Here is a 20,772-nt window from a genome sequence, read left to right on the forward strand (position 1 = left end):
TATTGAGGTTTATTTAAATTCTAGGTAAGATTATTCAATACCATTTCAGATGGTGTCAAAAATGATGTCAGCTATGTGTCAGTAAAAAATGAGTATTTAAGCCCCACATGAGGGGTTATAGCAGTATGTTAATGATGCCGAGGTTAGCTCTGTGAACACCGAAAAAATAAAAAAGACAATTTCTGAATTTTGGAGAACTAAGCTAATAGTGTTTATTTATTATAAAAAACTATGTATTTGTTAATTATCATTTTTCTTTCTTTTTTGGATTTTGATTTTTGGAATATATCCAAGTCTATCAGGGGGATAAAAATTGTATAGGTCTTTCTCTTCTATTAGCTCGGACTTAGTATGATTATCTATAAGACCAATGTTATTTAAGGATTCATGCGTTTTTGGAATATTATTTAATAAAGAGTCTATATTGTTAGTTATCTGATCTATATAAAAACAGAACTCTCCAAAAGACATTTTTGTATCATTGATAGTGACATTTGTAATTATGACTTCTGAAATTTCGCTATTTTCTCTTAACTTGCAATGATTATTGTTAAAATTAACACCTTTTAAATCTGAGAAATTGACTGTTTGAGTTATAGAAGCATAGCTAATACATGAGCCGCCAACAGATGTTAATTTAAAGGCTTTGGGCTTGATGTCTGAATTGTATATTTTGATAACATGAAATTTGATATTGTAGCCTACGGAAAGCATATAAAGGATTAAAAGTTGGTCAGATAGTTCATAACACTCATCCTCTAACGCTTCGAAAAAAAATGCCTTGTTTGGTTCTATAATGTCACTTTTAAGCATTATGTAATCTGGGTTTACATCTAATAACTCTGCGTATTCTTTAGCTTTTTCTTGCGATATTTTTCGCTTTCCTGTTTCCAACATACTTACATATTTATCGGTCACATCGATTTTTTCGGCAAACTGTTCTTGAGTCAGGTTATTACGTTCTCGGCATAGTCTTAACCGTTTTCCTTTTTCTTTGTCAAGTTTTGAATTGTTTTCTTCTTGTTTCATAATCATTCCCCTAAAAAGTTAACAAAATAAGTCTTTGGCAGTTTGTGGTTTCACATAGAGTACCTTGTTAGTATAAAGATATCACTTAGGGCCTTAAAGGTGAACTATAAATGAAAGGAAATAATAAATCATGGAAAACACCATATATAAAAGATTAGTAAACGTTACAGAATTAAGAGCTTATACAGGCTTAGGAAAGAACAAAGCAGTTGAGTTTGCAAAAAGTAGTGGCGCAGAAGTAAGGATAGGTAGAAGAGTGTTATTTGATCTGACAAAGCTAAATAAAGCAATTGATGAGTTAGGAAATAAAGGTCAGGAGAAAAATGATGCTTAATAATTCTATTATCAAGGCAGCAGAACACTTACGCCAAGAAAAGGGGGAATTAAGAATGAATGAGCAGAAAGAAGAAGGAAAGCAAAGGTCTACAGAGCTATTTGTATTATCAAAATCCACTTTCAAATTACGCAAGAATCAGTAATGATTTGCTAAAAGCAGAGCCATTTAAAAAACTACCAAAAGGTTTACAAGAATTCTACATAGTATTAGTTGTACATTCTTTTTCTGAGGAACAGTTAACATGTCTATTTCAAACATTAAAGGAGTATCACAAGCGAACAGGAAAAGAAGTGAGCGATTTTGATTTATCTGTTGAAATAGGAACTTATCAGAGATTAAAGAATTTTGGGAGCAAGTATTTTGTTTTTCCTGAGAAACATGCAAAGGAATATGGATATTCAAAACAACTTAGCAGCAACAATCTTAAAGCCTTGATAAAAAAAGGTTTTATAGATGTTTACTGCTTTGACAAAGGTCATTATAAGCAAGGTGAAGATGGGAGCTACACTCATGACTTTGACCGAACACCAACAGTATATCAATTTGTTGATAAATGGAAAAGATAATTTTTCAGTACATTGGTAATGAACTATTAGTACATTCTGAGTGTACTATAAGGATTTTTAGCACTTTGAAAATTTAAGAAACCGCATAGATATGGGATTCTGAATTTTGGGCATAGTACATTCAGAGTGGAATATTTCTATATTTTGGTATCTTCCACAACTATTACAGTCAAGTAAAGGAGCAAGATGAGTAATGGAAAAGATATATACACATAATGCAGAGGGAGAAAAAGTCCTTATTGAATATACTAAAACAGTTCTAACTGATACAAAACCCAAACCTTATATTGTTATTGATGATTCTGAGGATGGATTTAGTCGATTTAAGCTATGTTTACGTCGTGCTGATGAAGAAAAACAATATGCTAATGGAATGGGCGATAAATCTTATGCTGCCGCATTAGCTAGGTTAGTAGCCGATAATCATGATTTGTATGTGAAGTTTGTTAAAAGGCTACGTCAGGAATTTGCTGACCAAAGGAAATAAGCCTATGTATGATACAGATACTTTAAATCTAATGATTGATGATTATTTGTCTAACTGTGGAAATCATCCAACACGTAAGGGATTAGCTATTTGGTTGCATATTAGTACATCAACTATTTATCGTGCGCTCTGCGGATTTTATAATGGTAAACCCTACGGAACTGAACCACATGTAACAAGGTGCATTGCTACAAAAGATTTCATGATTATCAGAGGTTTATTTACTAAGTCCTGTGAGCATATGCAACGCTAAAAAAGGAGTTTGACTTATGAGCAATAAACAAAGTAATTACCCAACAGCTCAGATGAACAGGAGCATTGAACAGGCAGATGGATTTATAAGTAATACTGTCAGTTGCATATCTGAATTAACTAATTTAGGTAAACCGAAAAATGAAGAAGAATTAAAAGAGCGCATAAGGCAGTATTTTAAATTCTGTGCTGAAAAGTCTTTTCGACCAGGGATTGAGTCATTGGCTTTAGCATTAGGAGTAGACAGAGTTACTTATTGGCGTTGGTGCAATCAAGATATACATGTATCAAGTGAATGGAGTGATATCTGCAAGGTTGCAAGGCAAAGTATTATTGCGTTTACCGAGGCAGCAGCTAATAGTGGTCATTTATCGCCACCAATTGCGATATTTGCCCTAAAGAATATTGCTAATTATAAAGATGCGATATCTTTTGAAGATACCACACCAACACTACAAGAAAGAAGATATGGACGTAACTATAATGATCTGCCAATGTTTAATAGTTCAGAAGTGATAGAATCGGATACTAAAGATTTATGAGGTGCAGAATGTTTTACTATAACTACAAAAAAAGAGCAAAAGAAATGAAAAAAGCAGTAGGTAAGTATTTTATTCCGAATTTGACTGTCATACATGATGGAGAAAGACTTCCTGTTGTCACAGGATTTCAAGCTGATTATGAATGGTCATTAGAATTTGGTAGAGCTGAATTTTGGCGCAGAGTAGCAATTGTAGAATTTATTATAATTATTACTTTGATAGTGAGGTGCATTGTTATATGAATGAATTTGAAAAAGCTATTTCAGAGATAGACGAAAGAACAGGAAAGTCCAATGATGAAAATGTCTTTGAGTCTGATACTGACAAGGATATTATTGACTATTCTACTAATAGCAAAAAGCTCATGACAGTTTCATTAAGCCGTAAGCGCTGGGTAAATAAGGTCAAAGAGTATGCAGATAAGTATCCTAAAGAAGTTACTATTAAGCGTGTTAACAAAGATGGGAGCATAATAGCGCATATTCCTGTTGATTATTTGAGAATCAATCGACCACCACAGTTAAGTGATGCAGAGAAAAAAAGACGAGCTGAAATTCTACAGAGGATAAAATCTTAATAAGGCGTTTCTGCTTCGGTACTATAGGGAGATTTTTACTCAAATTTGAAATTTTACCCAATGAATGGGTAAAACACCAATACTAATATGAAAAGCTGAATTTGAGAAAAAAATCTCCTGTGTAGTGCTAAAAGGACAATATCACTATTATTTTTGATTCTGTTCTGATTGCATACGCATGTTTATGGCTTTGCAAATATAAGAGTTTACGCTTTCGTTTGCTTGATTAGCACACTCTTTAATAATATCTTTAGTCCCTTTTGGCACGGTAACATTTATTCTGTCATATTGCTTTTTGATGTATTTATTTGTTGCTTTCTGTTGTGATTTGCTAACTGTCATTACTTTTATCTCCAATAGTTTTACTTTTACAAAGAGTATAACAGTTTATGTATATTGGTGTAAATATATAATTTGCACATGTATATTGATGTAATTATATGCAATCTAACAATGGATATAATGATGTAAATATATTAAACTATCATTGAAAGGAGAAAAGAAAGGACGTAAGTGTTCGCACCACCTACGTCCAAGATGAATGATTAACCACACAACCATGCATGATAACCGCTCACTGTTATTATATCGGTTATCATGTAATATTCCAAGAATTTAACATGAAAGGCGATATTATGGCAAAAAAGAAAAAGAATCAGCGTGCTGATGGAAGATTGCAAAAGTCTTTTACATATAACGGAAAACGCTATTATGTGTATGGGCATGATAAAAGTGAAATAGAGCAAAAGGTTTACGAGAAAAAACTAGAGCTTAAGGAAAATAAAGAGCAACATGAAAATCCAACGATTGAAACATTTTTTGATAGATGGATGGAAAACAGGCGAGGAAGTATATCATCTGCAACATTACGAGGTCAGCAATGTCACTTTAATACAATTTCAAAGATTGTGATAAATGATAAGGCTTTTAAAGATTATAGGCTTGCTGAGGTTAAAGCAGATGATATAAGAGTTATCCAAAAAGCTCTTTTGGATTCTGGCAATAAAACTCGAACTGTTAATGATAAGGTTTCATTTATTAGTCACATTTTTCATGATGCTTTGATAGAAAGATATATAGATTTTAATCCTTGTATGCCTGTTAAGCCAATTAAGGTGACGGAAGTTGCTGCAAGAGAAACAATACATAGAGCGTTAACGATTGATGAAACAAAGACTTTTTTTGATAATGCCAAGAATAGTTATTACTACAACATTTTTAAAATGGCGATTCAAACAGGAATGAGAATAGGTGAGATTGGAGCATTAAAGAACTCTGATATATATGATGGAGCTATCCACGTTCAGAGGACTATTACTCGTTCTGAGGATGGAAGTTATTATTTAGGAACTGAAACAAAAACATGGCATGGAAAACGTACAATTCCAATGAATGAAACTATAGCAGAAATTATTGAGAATCAACGAAAAATAAACCGCATGTTAGATGGGAATGTTAGCAGTATCAATGATCTAATATTTAAAGCTCCTGAGCGTGGTTTGTTAATGGCAACGCCTGTTGACAGGGAAATAAAGAGGATTTGTAAGAGAACAGGGATTAAGCATTTTACATGTCATGGATTTAGGGATACTTTTGCTACAAGATGCATTGAACAGGGAATTCCTGTTAAAACTATTCAAGAACTGTTAGGGCATGCAGATTTTGGGATAACAATGAATTTATATGGTCACGTTCTTGATGATACTAAAGAACAGGCTATGAACCAATTAAATATTGCACTCTAATACAATGGGGCGGTAACACAAAGTTATCGCTCTTTTATTGTCCTAAAAAGTGATAATCTTATAAAATGATGTCATAAATGATGTCAGGAGCTTGGAAAGCTAGTGTTTATGCTAAGTGATGGATTAAGTCCTGTCATCCGCATTAAAAAAGACTATTCATGATCTTTCATGATTAGTCTTTTCTTTTGCCATTTTTTATTTCTGTTCGTATAAATAATTATCCACAATTTTTTTAAAGGGGGTAATTGATATGAACAACTTTATGACAAATTTTATGGCAGATCTTTATATGAACACAATATTTGTTATCTCCATGATGATTGATGTTCACAAGTATATGAAAGAGGAAAGAAAAGCAAAGAACAACAGGCTTATTCTTTCCGTATAATATAAAAATATGGTTATAAACCTTTATATCTTTTTGCCAAATATGCAGACAGAAGTATCAGTCCAAGGGTTTCTGTGAAATGATAAATTATGGATGTCCATACTATTCCGATTTCATGACCCATAAGATACACTGTCTGCATTTGTAATATGGAAAAAGACAGTAAAAATAATATCAGTATGATAAGGGATGCAATCTTCAGGTACTTGTCGTTAAGAAAAATACCTGTCATAACAATTCCTAAAAGAATCGCCACGAGGATCTCGATATATTTAAATCCATGAGTCATGTTATATAGGAGAATAAATGTGCTGTCTGTTAAGTCACTGGCCTGATCAAAAAGGCTCATCAGTATAGCGATAAATCTCCTGTACATGATTGAAGTAAAATCATAGATCAGTTCCGCACAAATGAAAATTACTGCCCAGAGCTGCAAAAGCCTGCTTACAGAGTTTGCAGATAATGTGGCAAGATTTTTTCCAAGGTACTCCTGCTGTAAAAGACCTATCTCATTCTGATCATCCTTCGGAACAAGATTCATGTAATGCCAAAGCTTTTTCCAGGATAAATAAAAAATTATAAAAATTAAAAGAATCTGCAGCATGGAGCTTATTATCTGACAGGTCCAAAGCATTGAATCAAGCATGCTTGGAGAGTCAGATGAATTGCTGCTTAAAAATATCCTTATGGCACCTTCAATCAGAGCGGCAATTATTTTTATTATGGCAACTGAAAGTATTGCCCTTGAGAGAATGTGCTTTTTTATACTAATGTACATTTTTACAACCTCACTATGATTAATCTTACTTCAACAATGTCAAAATGGTCAAACTGTGATAAAATACATCCTTATGAGAACTAGTGATAAATCAATGAATAAAATAACTGAAGGACCGATAGTTTCCGGGATGCTTTCTTTTTTTGCTGCCCTCCTGCTTGGAGCCTTTTTCCAACAGTTTTATAACACTGTTGACGCTATCATAGTAGGGCGCGTAGTAGGCGCAGACGGTCTTGCGGCAGTTGGCGGATCGGCAGCTATGATCGTGAGTCTTTTTGTTGGCTTTTTCCAAGGACTTTCAACAGGAGCTTCCGTAGTAATTGCCCAGTTCTATGGCGCCTCGAGGGATGATGAGGTCAAAAGAGCTGTACATACTTCAATTGCCATGGCTATCATTGGAGGCATTATAATCACCATTATAGGGCTTTTATCTGCCTCATGGGTCATTTGTATTATGAAGACTCCAGAGGAGATTATAGATGCCTCTACGGCTTATTTAAGGATATATTTCCTTGGTATGGTTGCCAATCTTGTTTACAATATGGGCGCCGGAATACTAAGAGCAGTGGGAGACTCCAAAAGACCTCTTTATGTTCTTATTATCAGCTGCTTTGTAAATATATTTCTTGATCTTTTGTTTGTTATAGGCTTTAAAATGGGCAGCATGAGCGTAACGATGGGCGTTATCGGCGTTGGTATAGCAACAGTCATGTGTCAGGTATTAAGTGCTGCGATAGTTCTTTTCATGCTGATGCGAAGTGTTGGTTCTTACAAACTATATCTTAAAGATGTAAGGATTGACCCTGATATGCTTAGCCGAATTATCAGTATCGGGCTTCCTGCGGGTATTCAGACTACCATGTATACTATCTCAAATATGCTTATACAGACTGCTATAAATGAGGTCGGAAAAAATGCTACAGCAGCATGGGCGGCATATGGAAAGATTGATGTACTTTTCTGGATGACTATAAGCTCTTTAGGAACAGCGGTAACAACTTTTGCAGGGCAGAATTTTGGTGCCGGCAAAATTGACAGAGTCCATAAAAGCACAAGGTATGCTTTTGTCATCGCATTTATAATTACAATTCCTTTAAGTACGCTATTGTATTATTATGGTGATATCTTCCTTGAAATATTCGTAGCTGATAGAGAAGTAATTGAGGTAGGAATTCAAATGATAAAATATCTTGCTCCGTTTTACTTCACCTACATAGGTGTGGAAGTATTTTCCGGAGTGCTGCGAGGGATGGGAACAGCTGTGGTTCCAATGCTCATTACTTTGAGCGGAATATGTGTCCTTCGAGTTGCCTGGATACTTATCGCATTCCCTCTAAATAAAACAATCGAAACGATAGAATTTAGTTATCCACTAACCTGGATAACAACCACAATCTTATTCACAATTTATTATATTTATTACACCAAAAAACACAGACTTTAAAAAACTAAGAAGACCACCGGATTAACCGGTGGTCTTAATTTTTGAAAAGTTTTATGTAGTTAGTTGCCGGCAGCTACGTTTTCCGGTACTGTGTCGACTACAGTTTCCGGTGCAGTTTCTGCAGCGGCTTCTGGGTTTGCTGCTGCGGCAGCGGCCTGTGCTGCAGCCTGTTCTGCAGCAATTATCTCGTCTATGCCTTCCTGAGCCATAAACTCGGCTGTATGGTGACATGTGTTGAGAACAGTAGTAGTATTACCATTTTCGTCTGTAATGGTCGTATATGCAGAATTGGTAGGTGTATAATCCACAAATCCTGACTGAAGAGCTGCAGGTACTTCAGGAGTAAGCTCAAATACTCCGGCAGTCTTAAATGGACAGCTTTCAGTGGATGGACAACCATCTATTGCACACATTGTTCCTGCATAGTGTACATCACAGCTTTCTGTAGGTACTGTGCCTTCTTCAAAATACTCAGTATAAAGAGTTCCGTCACATAGGCCTGCAATCGGCTGTTTGCCTGATCTTGAGCAAACCGTTGCTGAAACAATTCCATCAGGTATGCTGAAGGAGGAGTATGGAAGATCAGCGTGGATCTTTTCCATTACCTTTCTCCACATGGTCTTGGAGAGGTTCTTTTCAGCTGAATTGGTCATCTTTTCGTTGTTGTCATAACCGGTCCAGGTTGTTGCAGTGTAGTAGTTAGTAAATCCAGCAAACCATACATCTACATAGTCTGAAGTTGTACCGGTCTTACCTGCTATTGCTGTTGTACCAAAGTTAACTGAACCACCGGTACCACTTGTAACAACGTCCTGCATTGCGCTTGTGAGAAGGAATGCTGTTGTTTCTTTTAAAATTCTCTTTGAGTTAGCCTGTGTATTATCGAGGATAACATTTCCATCGTGATCAACAACCTTAGTGTATAACTTAGGCTCAATATAGACACCGCCATTTGCGATAGCAGCGTATGCTGCATTAAGTTCAAAGTTCTTAACACCCTTTGTAAGACCACCAAGAGCAGTTGACTGCTGAATATCTGAATATGTTTTGCCGTTGATCACTTCTTTTTCAACGATAGTTGTGAATCCAAAGTTCTTAAGATAATCAAATGCAAGCTGAGGAGTGATAAGTGTAATTGCTTCAACTGCGATAACGTTCATTGAATCTCTGATCGCAGCTCTTACGTTGTTGAGTCCTCTGTATTCAGAACCCCACCAGTTTCTTACAAGAGTTCCATTTGAGTAAGCAAACGGAGCATCATTAAATACTGTGGCAAGTGTGAGACCTGCACTGTCGATACCAGGAGCATAAGTTGATATAACCTTAAATGTTGAACCGGGCTGTCTGTAGGAATCAGTAGCTCTGTTAAGGGTTCTGCTGGCTGTCTTGGTACCACGGCCTCCAACCATTGCAACTATATAACCTGTGCTCTGTTCCTCAATAGTAAGTGATACCTGAGGCTGAGGTGTGAGATTAATCTTTTCACCAAGAACTGTATCGCCATCTGACATGACAGCTGCCTTGTATTCTTCTATAGCAGCGTCTGCTTCTTCTGAGGAATTAAAGAGCATATTGAAACTGCTCTTTTGCTCCTTGAAGTAGCTTGTAAACATCTCACTGCTGTAGTTTGTAACTGTGCCATCAGCAGACTTGACAGAGAGCTCATAAGCAAGAAGATACTTAGTTCCTTCAGGGTAGTTACTTTCGTCTGTGTAAACTTCATCACAGATTGCCTGGATCTTTGGATCCTGTGTTGAATAGATCTTAAGACCGCCGCTGTAAAGAAGTGTATAAGCCTGAGTCTCATTGTATCCGGCCTCAATAAGGTCTTCTAAGACTTCATTTGTAAGTGCATCTACAAAGTAGGAGTTAACAGTAGAATCGCCGCCAGTCTCCTGATTTACATTCTGGATCCTTGCATATACATCATCTGTCATGGCTGAATCATATTCAACCTGTGAAATATAACCCTGCTCAAGCATTTTTCTGAGAACCTTGTTACGGCGCTCTGAGTTGTTTTCAGGGTGAGTAATGGGGTTAAATCTGCTGGGGTTCTGTGTGATTCCTGCAATAACTGCACACTCTGAAAGAGTAAGCTCACTGACAGATTTATTAAAGTAGCGAAGTGATGCAGCCTGAACACCAAGAGTGTTAGAACCGAGGTTGATAGTGTTCATGTAGTTGATCAAAATATCATCCTTGCTCATTTTCTTTTCAAGCTGTATTGCAAGATACTGTTCCTGAATCTTACGCTTGACACTCTGAAGCTTTGTTTCATTTGTCCAACCTGAGAAAACGTTGTTCTTAAGAAGCTGCTGCGTTATGGTACTGGCACCTTCAGAGAAATTACCGGTTGTGATACCTCTTACTGCAGCACGGATGATACCCTGGATATCAATACCATTGTGGTCATAAAATCTTTCGTCCTCAATGGCTACAAAAGCGTGTGCCAAATTCTCAGGAACCATATCCATAGTTACAGGAATACGGTTAGAATCTGTAGAGACAAGCTTGGCAGTCTGGTTTCCTTCTGTGTCATATACAAAAGTTGAGAAACCGGATGGAGTGACATCAATGTTGGTGATATCAGGCGCTGTTGCAATAATGCCGTTGAAAACACCTATTCCGGCGCTTGCTCCAATAATAAAGAAGCCTATTATAAGAGAAAGCAAAATATAGAATCCGAAGAGACTAAATTTCTTTCCCCATTTATCGGTACCGGAGTTAAGCTCTTTTGCTTGATTTACGATACCTCTTTTTCCGTAATTCATACATTAACCTTCCTATACTTAGTCCATTTTAACCAATAAAGTATAACATGAATCCAAGGGATAATAAAGAAATGGGGTGAAAATTAAGAATTGTAACAATTATGCCACATTTCTGATATAATTTAGCACATGAGTGAAAGAGATTCTTATAAAGTAGTAATTTCAAATGGATGCGGAGAGATTGTCGAGAAAAAATCCCGCTTTATCGCAAATGTTTTTCCTGTGGAAAACCAGCAGCAGGCGGAAGAAAAAATAGCAGAGATATCCAAAAAGTATTGGGATGCCAGACATAACTGCTATGCTTTTGTTATTGGGAAAAATAGCGAGAATACAAGATGTAGTGATAATGGTGAGCCTTCAGGAACAGCGGGAAAGCCGATCCTTGAGGTGATAAAAGGGGCAGGCCTTACCAATACCCTTGTTATAGTAACCAGATATTTTGGCGGAGTTTTACTTGGAACAGGCGGTCTTGTAAGGGCTTATACCCAGGCTGCGCAGGCAGGAATCGCAGATGCCCGGATCGGTGAAATGGTATATTCACAGAAACTCACCTTGGAAGTTGCCTATAACATGGTAAATAATGTTCAGTATTACCTTGGGCAGAACAATATCGCCATTGCTGACTCCCGCTATGAAGCTAACGTTCAGTTCGATATCTGCGTAAAAGAAGCAGATGTAAAACGCATAACTGACGGCCTTACCCAAAAATGTGAAGGCCAGATAAGCATTATAGAAGGGGATAAGGACTATTTTCGGCAGTAAATCATAAATCAAGAAGTGCCCATAACTATGGATAGAGCGATTTAGTATGAGCAATAGAGACAGTTAAGATAAAATAAAAGCCTTGTTTTCTGTTCTGAATAATCATGAAAGAAAACAAGGCGTATTATTTTATATTTACTGTGTCTTTGCGAATACTCCGAGATCTATCCATAGTTATGGACACTTCTGGATTTTATTCAATTCGCAGAAAGTATTATTTCTTGAATCCGGCTCTCTTACGAAGAGTAGGATCAAGGATTCTCTTTCTGATACGAAGGCTTGTAGGTGTTACCTCCAAAAGCTCATCGTTATCAATGAATTCGATGCACTGCTCAAGAGACATGATCCTAGGTGGAACAAGACGAAGAGCTTCATCAGAAGATGATGTTCTTGTATTTGTAAGGTGCTTTGTCTTGCAGACGTTAACCTCAACGTCTTCGGATTTACCACTTGTTCCGATAACCATTCCTGAGTAAACCTTATCACCTGTCTTGATGAAGAGCTGTCCACGATCCTGAGCATTGAAAAGACCGTATGCTGTAGCTTCACCTGTCTCGAAAGCGATGACTGAACCTGTCTTACGGTAGTTCATATCGCCCTTGTAAGGAGCATATCCATCGAAGATTGTGTTGATGATACCATTACCCTTTGTATCAGTCATGAACTCACCTCTGTATCCGATAAGTCCACGTGAAGGAATGTTGAACTCAAGACGAGTGTAACCACCGTTTCCGGCACCCATGTTTACAAGCTCACCTTTTCTCTCACCGAGCTTCTGGATAACGCTTCCTGAGAATTCATCAGGAACATCGATGTAACATTTCTCCATAGGCTCAAGTTTGTGACCCTGTTCATCTGTGTGGTAGATAACCTCTGCCTTACTTACAGCGAACTCAAAGCCTTCACGACGCATTGTCTCAATAAGAACTGAAAGGTGAAGCTCACCACGTCCTGAAACCTTGAATGTCTCTGTTGTATCTGTATCTTCTACACGAAGAGAAACGTCAGTGTTAAGCTCTTTATAAAGTCTGTCACGAAGGTGACGGCTGGTTACATATTTACCTTCCTGACCAGCAAGTGGAGAGTCATTAACAATGAAGTTCATTGAAATAGTAGGCTCTGAAATCTTCTGGAATGGAATAGCAACCTGATTATCAACTGAGCAAAGTGTATCACCGATCTTAAGATCTTCGATACCTGAAATGGCAACGATTGAACCAATCTTTGCTTCCTGAACTTCAACTCTTCCAAGTCCATCATACTCATAGAGCTTGCTGATCTTGGTCTTGATACGTCTGTCTGGCTCGTGGTGGTTAACAACTACAACTTCCTGGTTAACCTTAACGACACCGTTATCAACCTTACCTACACCGATACGTCCAACGTACTCGTTGTAATCGATTGTGCTGATAAGCACCTGTGTGCTGGCGTCAGGATCACCAACAGGAGCTGGAATATAATTAACGATTGTATCAAGAAGTGGCTTCATATCTGTGCCAGGTTCATCAAGTGAAAGTGATGATGTTCCAGCCTTAGCTGATGCAAATACGAATGGGCAGTCAAGCTGATTATCATCGGCACCAAGATCCATAAGGAGCTCAAGTACTTCATCGATAACATCGTTTGGTCTTGCTTCAGGACGGTCAATCTTGTTGATACATACAATAACAGGAAGACCAAGATCCATTGCCTTACCAAGAACGAACTTGGTCTGTGGCATAGGACCTTCAAAAGCGTCAACGACAAGGATTACGCCGTTAACCATCTTAAGAACTCGCTCAACCTCACCACCAAAGTCTGCGTGACCTGGAGTATCAATGATGTTGATCTTGATATCTTTATATGTGATAGCTGTGTTTTTAGACATGATGGTAATACCACGCTCTTTTTCGATATCCCCGGAGTCCATAACACGTTCTACAACTTCCTGACCGGCACGGAATACACCACTCTGTCTTAAAAGTCCGTCAACCAGAGTTGTTTTACCATGGTCAACGTGAGCGATAATAGCAACGTTTCTTACATCATTTCTAGTCTGCTTCATAAATAAACCTTTCTTATAATTAATACAATTAACAATTATTTCTCAAAACTTTAGTAGTATAGCACGCGTTTTTTTCTAGTTCAACCCCATTTTCATTTCCTTAATAAAGTAATAATAAAATGTTTATAGTGGCTACTTTATTGGAAAACGTGCGACGCTCTTGACACGCTTTTTTTCGTGTTGTAGTATTTAAAACAACTAAAGACGGTTTAGATAGAGGTTGCGTATTTAATGAGTATTTCTGTGGATGTGTCAGGCACAGATGAATCAGAAAAAAAGGTAAATACGCCGAAAGGTTCAATTACCTGAAGATTGGATACTTGGGCATGCAGTAAACAGCTGTATGACTGTCATCGAAAGATGGGGCGCTATCAACAATACAAATGCTTTAACCAGGATTGTTATAGGCTCATCAGATTTTCTGTTGAGCCTTTTTCTTTGAAAAAACAGCATTAGCGCACCAAAAGCCAAAAGGAGGGCAAAATGGCTATTTTTAAGGGAGCAGGAGTTGCAATTGCAACACCATTTAAGGAAAACGGAGAGGTTAATTACGAAGAATTCGAGCGTCTTATCGAGTTCCAGATCGAGAACGGAACAGATGCCATCATCGTATGCGGAACCACCGGAGAGGCAGCGACCATGAGTGAAGAAGAGCACATGGACGTTGTAAAGTTTTGTATAGACAAGGTAGCAAAAAGAATTCCTGTTATCGCAGGAACAGGTTCTAATTGCACAGAGACAGCTGTCAAGCTTTCAAAGCTTGCCGAGGAGTATGGCGCTGACGGATTACTGCTTGTTACTCCTTATTACAACAAGGCTACACAGGGCGGTCTCATCGCACATTTCTCAGCAGTAGCAAAAGAGGTAAATATACCGATCATTCTCTACAATGTACCAAGCAGAACAGGCTGCAATATCCTTCCTGAGACAGCTGTTAAGCTTGCGCGTGAATACAAAAATATTGTTGGTATCAAGGATGCTACAGGTAATATTTCACAGACAACCAAGATGATGCAGCTTGCAGAAGGATGCATCGATCTTTACTCAGGTGATGATGATCAGATTGTACCTATCATGTCAATTGGTGGTCTTGGTGTCATCTCAGTTCTTTCAAATATCGCTCCACGACAGACACATGAGATTTGTCAGAAGTGTCTTGAGGGGGATTATGCAGCTGCAAGAGAGCTTCAGTTCAAAGCTTTTCCTCTCGTGAAAGCTCTTTTCTCTGAGGTTAATCCTATCCCTGTTAAGAGTGCCCTTAAAATGGTAGGCTTTGCGGCAGGCCCTCTTCGCCTTCCTCTTACAGAGATGGAACCTGAGAATCAGGAAAAGCTCCGCGCAGAGATGAAGAAGTTCGGACTTATCTGATCGCGTTTATCAACAAAAATGTGCTAAAAAAATAAGATATCCACAATTTATCGGTGTATAAATCAGTTTAAACATACGATTTCAGAGGAGTAAATATGACAAAAATGATAATGCACGGCTGCAATGGCCGCATGGGACATGTGATTATCGACCTTGTTAAGGAAGATAAGGATATAGAAGTTGTCGCAGGAGTAGATGCATATGGAGAGAGCTCCTACGATTTTCCTGTTTTTAAAAGCCTTGAGGAGTGCAATATGGCAGCAGATGTCATTGTTGATTTTTCAAATGCTTCTGCGGCAGAAGGTCTTTTAGCTTACTGTGAAAAGACATCAACTCCTGTTGTTCTTTGCTCAACAGGCCTTTCAGAAGATCAGCTTCTTAAGGTAAAAGAGACATCTAAGAAAGTTGCAGTTTTAAAGTCTGCCAATATGTCTGTTGGTGTTAACGCTCTTATGAAGGTTTTAAAAGAGGTTTCTCCACTTTTTGCGGCAGCAGGATTTGACATTGAGATAGTAGAAAAGCACCACAATCAGAAACTTGATGCACCAAGTGGAACAGCAATTGCCCTTGCTGACAGCATCAACGATTCTCTTGGCAATGAATACGAGTATGTATATGACAGAAGCACAAGAAGAGAAAAGAGACCTGAAAAAGAGATAGGAATTTCAGCGGTTCGTGGTGGTACGATCGTGGGAGATCACGATGTTATCTTTGCGGGACACGACGAAGTTGTAACTCTTTCTCACAGGGCTTATTCCAGAGCTATATTTGGAAAAGGAGCTATAGAGGCAGCCAAGTACCTTGCTGGAAAGCCTGCCGGAATGTATGACATGAGTGACGTACTTGCCTGATGATATGGCTGAAGTTATACTACACACTCTTTTGGGATGTATGTGCAGCAGAACTTCAGCCATTATTTATGAAAGGAATGATCATGAAGCTTAGACCATGTATTGATATTCATAACGGAAAAGTTAAACAGATTGTGGGTAGCAGTCTTAGAGATGCCGGAGATGTGGCCAGTGAGAACTATGTGTCCACAAGGGAAGCGGCATTTTATTCCAATATGTATAGAGAACTGGGACTTACGGGCGGCCATGTGATCCTTCTTAATTCTGTTGACAGTCCTTACTATGAAATGACCAAAAAACAGGCTTTTGGAGCTCTTTTGGCTAATCCTGGACTTTTGCAGGTTGGCGGCGGGATAACTGCTGACAATGCACAGGAATTTATTGATGCAGGTGCTTCTCATGTTATAGTAACCTCTTATGTGTTTAAAAATGGGAAAGTTAGCTTTACGAACCTGAAGAAGCTGGTTAAGGCTGTAGGGAAAGAGAGGATAGTTCTTGATCTTTCCTGTAAAGCAGGCGATGAATGCAAGGATGAGCCTGAATCTTACTATATTGTCACTGACAGATGGCAGAAAATGACTGATGTGAAGCTTTGCAGCGAAACACTTGATGAGCTTTCAGAGTACTGCGATGAGTTTCTGGTCCATGCAGCAGACGTTGAGGGTAAACAAAACGGAATAGAAGAGAATGTAGTTAAGCTCCTGGCTGATTGGTGGAAAAGACCTATCACATATGCCGGCGGTGTTGGCAGTATATCTGATATTAAAACTTTGAAAAAGCTTGGAAAAGAAAAGATAGATGTTACTGTTGGATCTGCGCTTGATATATTTGGTGGGAAGCTGAAGATGGAAGATGTGATCACAGCATGTGAGTGATTCAAGGCTAAAAAAGGCCATCTGACTAGTGTCAGATGGCTTTTTCTATTAATCATTGTTACAATCTTGCAAATTCAATATATATATATTAGAATAAGGCACTTTGTAGTCTGATTAATTGCTCTAATTCAGAATTAAAGCTTGTTTACGTTTACGGCCTGAGGTCCCTTTTCGCCCTGGATTACATCATACTCTACAGAAGCGCCCTCTTCGAGAGACTTGAAACCTTCCATGTTGAGTCCTGAATAATGTACGAATACATCATTTCCAGCCTCGTCTGAGATGAAGCCGTAACCCTTCTGGTTGTTGAACCACTTAACAGTACCTTTGTTCATTGTAATACCTCCACTAAAAATAAAAAAATATTCGTTCTGTTGTCTAGTCTATGACAACATATTTACAATAGCACAGTAAAAAACAAAAGTAAAGCGCATATTTTGTATTTTGCGTATAATCATTACAATTTTTAGTGCTTTTCCGATATTAAAATTACCTCTTTACTTTACAAATTTAGAGTGATAAAATGTTTAAGCACGAAAGTATTTTATACGAAATATTGATAAGTTGTGGCGACAGAAAAAATATTGAATTGGAGGACATGGCATATGAACAAAAAAATAAGAACAGATGCAGTAGATCACCTGTTTGATGCAATTCTTTGCCTTCAGAATAAAGAGGAGTGTTATAGCTTCTTTGAGGATCTGTGTACTGTTAATGAGCTTCTTTCTCTTTCACAGAGATTTGAAGTTGCTTCTATGCTGAGAGAACATAAGACTTATCTGGAGATAGCGGAGAAGACCGGTGCGTCTACCGCAACCATAAGCAGAGTTAACCGCTCACTTAACTATGGTGATGATGGTTACGAGTTAGTTTTCGAGAGAATGAAATAAAACAAAAAAATTCGCTTGCCTTGGATGATATCCATAGGCAAGCGTTTTTTTATTCTATTTTCAGTTGGCTTCTGTCTTATTTTCTTCAGCCGTTTCTTCTTTTGATTCCTTATCGGCAACAGCTCTTTCTTTTGCTATAGAAGCAGAAGACTTATCCAGACCGGTCATCTCACATTTGCCCTGGAAAACAGCGTTTTCATCAATGATTATTCCCTTGCAGGAAATGTCGCCGTAAACTTTACCGGTATCACTTATTTCAATTTTGCCCTGTGGAGCAGTGATATTACCTGTAACCTCACCGGCAACATATACGTTAAGTGCTGATACAGTACCGGTAATCTTGCCTTCCTGTCCAACGATAAGTGCACCAGAGATGGTTACGTTTCCTTTAATGATACCGTCAATTCTGGTTGAATCTTTAGTTGTCAGTGGGCCTTCAATTACAGCGCCGGGGCCAATGATTGTTCCAACCTGTTCCAGTAATGCGTTGTCTTCGGCTGAGTCTTTTTTGTTTCCGAACATGATTATCCTCCGATTTAACCATTAATCTCTATTAGTTCTTCAGGATCGATAAATTTATCATCCTGCTGAATCTGATATCCAAGGGTGGTATTATCGCTTACCACAAAGATTATGTCACCTCTGTCTATGGCATCACCTTCTGAAACAAGCGGATCACCTGAGTTTCTATAGAAAGTGATATATCCATTGCCATGGTCAATGGTGACCATATTGCCAAACTTGGCATCAGTAGTTACTGATAAAACTGTGCCTGTACCTGTTGCAATTACATTGCTGCCCGCTGCAGCTTCAAATAAAACAATAGGATTGCCGGTAGCGGTATCTTTATTTTCATCTGTAAGCTTGGTAACAGTAGTAGAGTTCGTATCGTCAACAGCTGCAATAGGTGCTGAAGCTCCTGCTGTAAGTGGAAAACCTGTTGGAACAGCGAGAGTCTCAGCTTCTTCAGCTGACTGCTGCTCGTTTTCCAATCTCAGATTAAGAGCTGCTCTAAGCTGTTGTTCCTCAGTTACAAGAGTCTCATTCGATGCTTCCAAAGTACTGTTTTCTACTTTGAGATCTTCAATCTGTTTTTTCTGCTCAGCCTGTATGGACCTGAGAGTATTTATGGTCATTGCTGAGTAGATAATGTAGCAGACCAGTGCAAGAACTATTGCAAAAGAACAGTAGGCAAGCACCTGAGTCTTAAAATGATTGAGATGGAGACGTTTGGTACTTCCATCAGAATCTCCTGAAATGATCATAAAAGTATAATGTCTCTTATGCCTGTGCTTTCTGGGCTTTTTATCTGCGCTCATATTCACCTCCGACTGACTAAATATTTTATCATATATGCCGGTAAAATGGCAAATTCTGCCCAGTGCCTTCGCTTAACACGGTACTCTGTCTCACAAAAATACTCCCTGCACCTTAGAGCTCTAAGGCGTAGGGAGTATTAGATTTATTTTGTACCTGTTAATGCGGTGCCATTTACATAAAGAGTGTAGCCATTACTGATGATGCTTGAAGCGTCGCCGTCGAAGGAAGTGATGTAGGTATCGGCAGTAAGTGTCCAGGTGCTGCTTGAGTCGATGCTTACTGATACAGTGCCGACTTTTGTTGATACTGTTTCGCCGTCTGCGTTTGTTATGTTGCCGTCGATAGCTCCTTCAAAGGTTGATCCGTTTGTGAGGTTTAGCGTGAACTCGGAATCATCGCCAACGAGAATTGTTCCGGAGAGAATCTGGTCATCTGCATTAAGTGTAGCTATATTATTGTCGCCGGTCCATCCGTCTGCACATACAGAAAGAAGGATGTTATCTGAATCTTTGTTGTTGATGCTTACGCTTGAAAGATTGATAACTGCGTTTGTATTTGTAACGTGAAATACGTGACCGTTTTTACTTGTAAGTGAACCACCGTTCATTGTAAATGTAGATGTTCCGCTATCTGCATCACCTGACATTGACTGGTAGATCATGATTGTGTCGTAGAATGTAGCATTACCATTAGTGTCAGTGTTATTTGCAGTCATGTCACAATCGTTAAGTGTAATGGAGTTTATACCCTCTATGCATACACCCTCTGAAAGATTTGAAGTGAGTGTTGCGTTTGAAACGGTGATATCTGCAGTTGAGTAGATTGCAGGTGATCCAAGTCCGTTTGTTGTATAAGTTCCGCCATCTACAGTAACTGTTCCGCCACCTCTGTCAGTTCTGATAGCAGCAGAAGACTGGCCTGAGGTTTCAACAGTGAGGTTGGAAGCTTTTGTTATACCGCCACCTGTTGTCATGATGCCGCCTGAACCGTCACCAGTTGTTGTAATGGATGTATCTGAAATGATAACTGTTGTGCCATCTCCTGAAGCACCGTTCTGTCCGCCGTTACCGCCGTAAGAGAATACGCCGTTTGCGCCGTCTGCGTCAGAAGTGATAGTTCCACCTGTAATAGTAGTTGTTGATCCGTCTTTTACAAGTACAGCAGCGTTAAGTCCATAGAAGTTACAGTTGTCGCCACCGTCTGAATCTCCTGCCTTTTCTACAGTTGGATTAGTTATTGTTACGTCTTCAGAAGTTGCGATCAAAAGAGCACTCTGATCAACTGTACTTGTTGAATATGTCTTTGAATCCTGAGAGTCGGCTGATGTGATTTCAACTGCACCTGAATAATCGATATCAGCGCTGCTGCTTCCGCCACCAAAGCCGCCACCGCCTTCTCCTCCGGGACCGCCGCCAGGTGCTCCATCTGGAGCTTCGCCCTGAGGTTTTTCTCCATCAGGTGTTTCGCCTTCAGGCTTTTCACCTTCCTTATTATCTACAGGAGCTTCACCCTGTGCCATGTCTTTTTCATCAGGGGCTTCCGGCGCTATGATACTGCTTTCAGCCTGTGCATCCTGAGTTGAAGTTGTACTTTCCTGACCACAAGCTGCCAGAGATGCGCACATCACTGTTATTGCAGCAGTAGAGATCAGTTTTTTTACATAGTTCTTTTTCATTTAAGTTATCTCCTAATAAACTTGTTTTTTTAGTTTATATGTGAATTATGAAACTTAAACCTAAAATTAAC

23 protein-coding genes and 1 riboswitch are annotated in these 20,772 nt (G+C 38.6%); of the genes, 14 read left to right on the plus strand and 9 right to left on the minus strand.

Going from position 1 to position 20,772, the window contains the following annotated elements; genetic code table 11:
- Window positions 1-240 precede the first annotated feature (240 nt).
- Entirely contained in the window at window positions 241-1,029 is a 789-nt protein-coding gene (locus tag G585_RS18850; protein WP_022773811.1) for a helix-turn-helix domain-containing protein, read from the minus strand.
- Between the two features lie 130 nt (window positions 1,030-1,159).
- On the opposite strand from G585_RS18850, the gene G585_RS0106495 reads away from it, so the two are divergent.
- The 6 genes from G585_RS0106495 to G585_RS0106520 all read left to right on the plus strand — a co-directional run bounded on the left by G585_RS0106495 (window position 1,160) and on the right by G585_RS0106520 (window position 3,790).
- Window positions 1,160-1,363: a DUF6462 family protein gene (locus tag G585_RS0106495; RefSeq protein ID WP_022773812.1), complete on the plus strand. Its 204-nt coding sequence runs from the start codon at window positions 1,160-1,162 to the stop codon at window positions 1,361-1,363.
- A gap of 59 nt (window positions 1,364-1,422) precedes the next feature.
- Window positions 1,423-1,932, plus strand: a complete 510-nt coding sequence (locus tag G585_RS0106500; RefSeq protein WP_022773813.1) for a hypothetical protein — start codon at window positions 1,423-1,425, stop codon at window positions 1,930-1,932.
- Between the two features lie 193 nt (window positions 1,933-2,125).
- Window positions 2,126-2,419 carry a hypothetical protein gene (locus G585_RS0106505; RefSeq protein ID WP_022773815.1) on the plus strand — a complete coding sequence of 98 codons (294 nt, stop codon included), beginning with the start codon at window positions 2,126-2,128 and terminating at the stop codon, window positions 2,417-2,419.
- 269 nt (window positions 2,420-2,688) lie between these two features.
- The gene (locus G585_RS0106510; protein ID WP_022773816.1) at window positions 2,689-3,213 is read left to right on the plus strand and encodes a terminase small subunit; all 525 of its coding nucleotides are present in this window, start codon (window positions 2,689-2,691) and stop codon (window positions 3,211-3,213) included.
- A gap of 8 nt (window positions 3,214-3,221) precedes the next feature.
- On the plus strand, window positions 3,222-3,455 hold the full coding sequence (locus G585_RS0106515) for a hypothetical protein (RefSeq protein ID WP_022773817.1): 234 nt from the start codon (window positions 3,222-3,224) through the stop codon (window positions 3,453-3,455).
- Window positions 3,452-3,790 (plus strand): hypothetical protein, encoded by a 339-nt coding sequence (locus tag G585_RS0106520; protein ID WP_022773819.1) that lies wholly within the window; start codon window positions 3,452-3,454, stop codon window positions 3,788-3,790. The genes G585_RS0106515 and G585_RS0106520 overlap by 4 nt, the downstream gene beginning before the upstream one ends.
- Window positions 3,791-3,937: 147 nt before the next feature.
- On the opposite strand, the gene G585_RS0106525 is transcribed toward G585_RS0106520, so the two are convergent.
- On the minus strand, window positions 3,938-4,132 hold the full coding sequence (locus G585_RS0106525; protein ID WP_022773820.1) for a hypothetical protein: 195 nt from the start codon (window positions 4,130-4,132) through the stop codon (window positions 3,938-3,940).
- Between the two features lie 293 nt (window positions 4,133-4,425).
- Between G585_RS0106525 and G585_RS0106530 the strand changes: the two genes are divergently transcribed.
- Together G585_RS0106530 and G585_RS19490 are read left to right on the plus strand one after the other, a co-directional pair.
- Window positions 4,426-5,535: a tyrosine-type recombinase/integrase gene (locus tag G585_RS0106530; protein ID WP_022773821.1), complete on the plus strand. Its 1,110-nt coding sequence runs from the start codon at window positions 4,426-4,428 to the stop codon at window positions 5,533-5,535.
- 250 nt (window positions 5,536-5,785) lie between these two features.
- A complete protein-coding gene (locus tag G585_RS19490; RefSeq protein ID WP_022773823.1) occupies window positions 5,786-5,923 on the plus strand; it encodes a hypothetical protein in 138 nt (45 codons plus the stop codon).
- A 13-nt stretch (window positions 5,924-5,936) separates the two neighbouring features.
- Here G585_RS19490 and G585_RS0106540 read toward each other — a convergent pair whose 3' ends face one another.
- Complete coding sequence (locus G585_RS0106540) at window positions 5,937-6,701, minus strand: hypothetical protein (protein ID WP_022773824.1); 765 nt, start codon at window positions 6,699-6,701, stop codon at window positions 5,937-5,939.
- A gap of 94 nt (window positions 6,702-6,795) precedes the next feature.
- Here G585_RS0106540 and G585_RS0106545 point away from each other — a divergent pair, with 94 nt between their 5' ends.
- A complete protein-coding gene (locus tag G585_RS0106545; RefSeq protein ID WP_022773828.1) occupies window positions 6,796-8,145 on the plus strand; it encodes an MATE family efflux transporter in 1,350 nt (449 codons plus the stop codon).
- A gap of 59 nt (window positions 8,146-8,204) precedes the next feature.
- Here the strand turns inward: G585_RS0106545 and G585_RS0106550 are convergent, their stop codons facing one another.
- Complete coding sequence (locus G585_RS0106550; protein WP_022773829.1) at window positions 8,205-10,916, minus strand: transglycosylase domain-containing protein; 2,712 nt, start codon at window positions 10,914-10,916, stop codon at window positions 8,205-8,207.
- Window positions 10,917-11,045: 129 nt separating this feature from the next.
- Between G585_RS0106550 and G585_RS0106555 the strand changes: the two genes are divergently transcribed.
- Entirely contained in the window at window positions 11,046-11,678 is a 633-nt protein-coding gene (locus G585_RS0106555) for a YigZ family protein (protein WP_022773831.1), read from the plus strand.
- Window positions 11,679-11,892: 214 nt separating this feature from the next.
- Here G585_RS0106555 and typA read toward each other — a convergent pair whose 3' ends face one another.
- The gene (typA, locus tag G585_RS0106560; protein ID WP_022773832.1) at window positions 11,893-13,722 is read right to left on the minus strand and encodes a translational GTPase TypA; all 1,830 of its coding nucleotides are present in this window, start codon (window positions 13,720-13,722) and stop codon (window positions 11,893-11,895) included.
- A gap of 206 nt (window positions 13,723-13,928) precedes the next feature.
- A riboswitch (Lysine riboswitch) is annotated at window positions 13,929-14,101 on the plus strand.
- Window positions 14,102-14,205: 104 nt separating this feature from the next.
- Between typA and dapA the strand changes: the two genes are divergently transcribed.
- The 3 genes from dapA to hisA all read left to right on the plus strand — a co-directional run bounded on the left by dapA (window position 14,206) and on the right by hisA (window position 16,816).
- On the plus strand, window positions 14,206-15,090 hold the full coding sequence (dapA, locus tag G585_RS0106565; RefSeq protein ID WP_022773833.1) for a 4-hydroxy-tetrahydrodipicolinate synthase: 885 nt from the start codon (window positions 14,206-14,208) through the stop codon (window positions 15,088-15,090).
- 95 nt (window positions 15,091-15,185) lie between these two features.
- A complete protein-coding gene (dapB, locus tag G585_RS0106570; RefSeq protein WP_022773835.1) occupies window positions 15,186-15,941 on the plus strand; it encodes a 4-hydroxy-tetrahydrodipicolinate reductase in 756 nt (251 codons plus the stop codon).
- An 83-nt stretch (window positions 15,942-16,024) separates the two neighbouring features.
- Window positions 16,025-16,816, plus strand: coding sequence for a phosphoribosylformimino-5-aminoimidazole carboxamide ribotide isomerase (gene hisA / locus G585_RS0106575; protein ID WP_026663827.1), 792 nt, complete (start codon window positions 16,025-16,027; stop codon window positions 16,814-16,816).
- Between the two features lie 134 nt (window positions 16,817-16,950).
- On the opposite strand, the gene G585_RS0106580 is transcribed toward hisA, so the two are convergent.
- Complete coding sequence (locus G585_RS0106580; RefSeq protein ID WP_013281837.1) at window positions 16,951-17,151, minus strand: cold-shock protein; 201 nt, start codon at window positions 17,149-17,151, stop codon at window positions 16,951-16,953.
- A 270-nt stretch (window positions 17,152-17,421) separates the two neighbouring features.
- Here G585_RS0106580 and G585_RS0106585 point away from each other — a divergent pair, with 270 nt between their 5' ends.
- The gene (locus G585_RS0106585; RefSeq protein WP_022773837.1) at window positions 17,422-17,706 is read left to right on the plus strand and encodes a YerC/YecD family TrpR-related protein; all 285 of its coding nucleotides are present in this window, start codon (window positions 17,422-17,424) and stop codon (window positions 17,704-17,706) included.
- A 60-nt stretch (window positions 17,707-17,766) separates the two neighbouring features.
- Here G585_RS0106585 and G585_RS17405 read toward each other — a convergent pair whose 3' ends face one another.
- The 3 genes from G585_RS17405 to G585_RS0106600 form a co-directional block, all read right to left on the minus strand.
- Window positions 17,767-18,228, minus strand: coding sequence for a bactofilin family protein (locus tag G585_RS17405; protein ID WP_022773838.1), 462 nt, complete (start codon window positions 18,226-18,228; stop codon window positions 17,767-17,769).
- 14 nt (window positions 18,229-18,242) lie between these two features.
- On the minus strand, window positions 18,243-19,025 hold the full coding sequence (locus tag G585_RS18855) for a murein hydrolase activator EnvC family protein (protein ID WP_022773840.1): 783 nt from the start codon (window positions 19,023-19,025) through the stop codon (window positions 18,243-18,245).
- Between the two features lie 143 nt (window positions 19,026-19,168).
- Entirely contained in the window at window positions 19,169-20,701 is a 1,533-nt protein-coding gene (locus G585_RS0106600) for a hypothetical protein (protein WP_022773841.1), read from the minus strand.
- Window positions 20,702-20,772: the final 71 nt, after the last annotated feature.

The sequence above is a fragment of the Butyrivibrio sp. AE2015 genome, from assembly GCF_000420825.1.
In the GTDB taxonomy this organism is placed as follows: Bacteria; Bacillota; Clostridia; order Lachnospirales; family Lachnospiraceae; genus Butyrivibrio.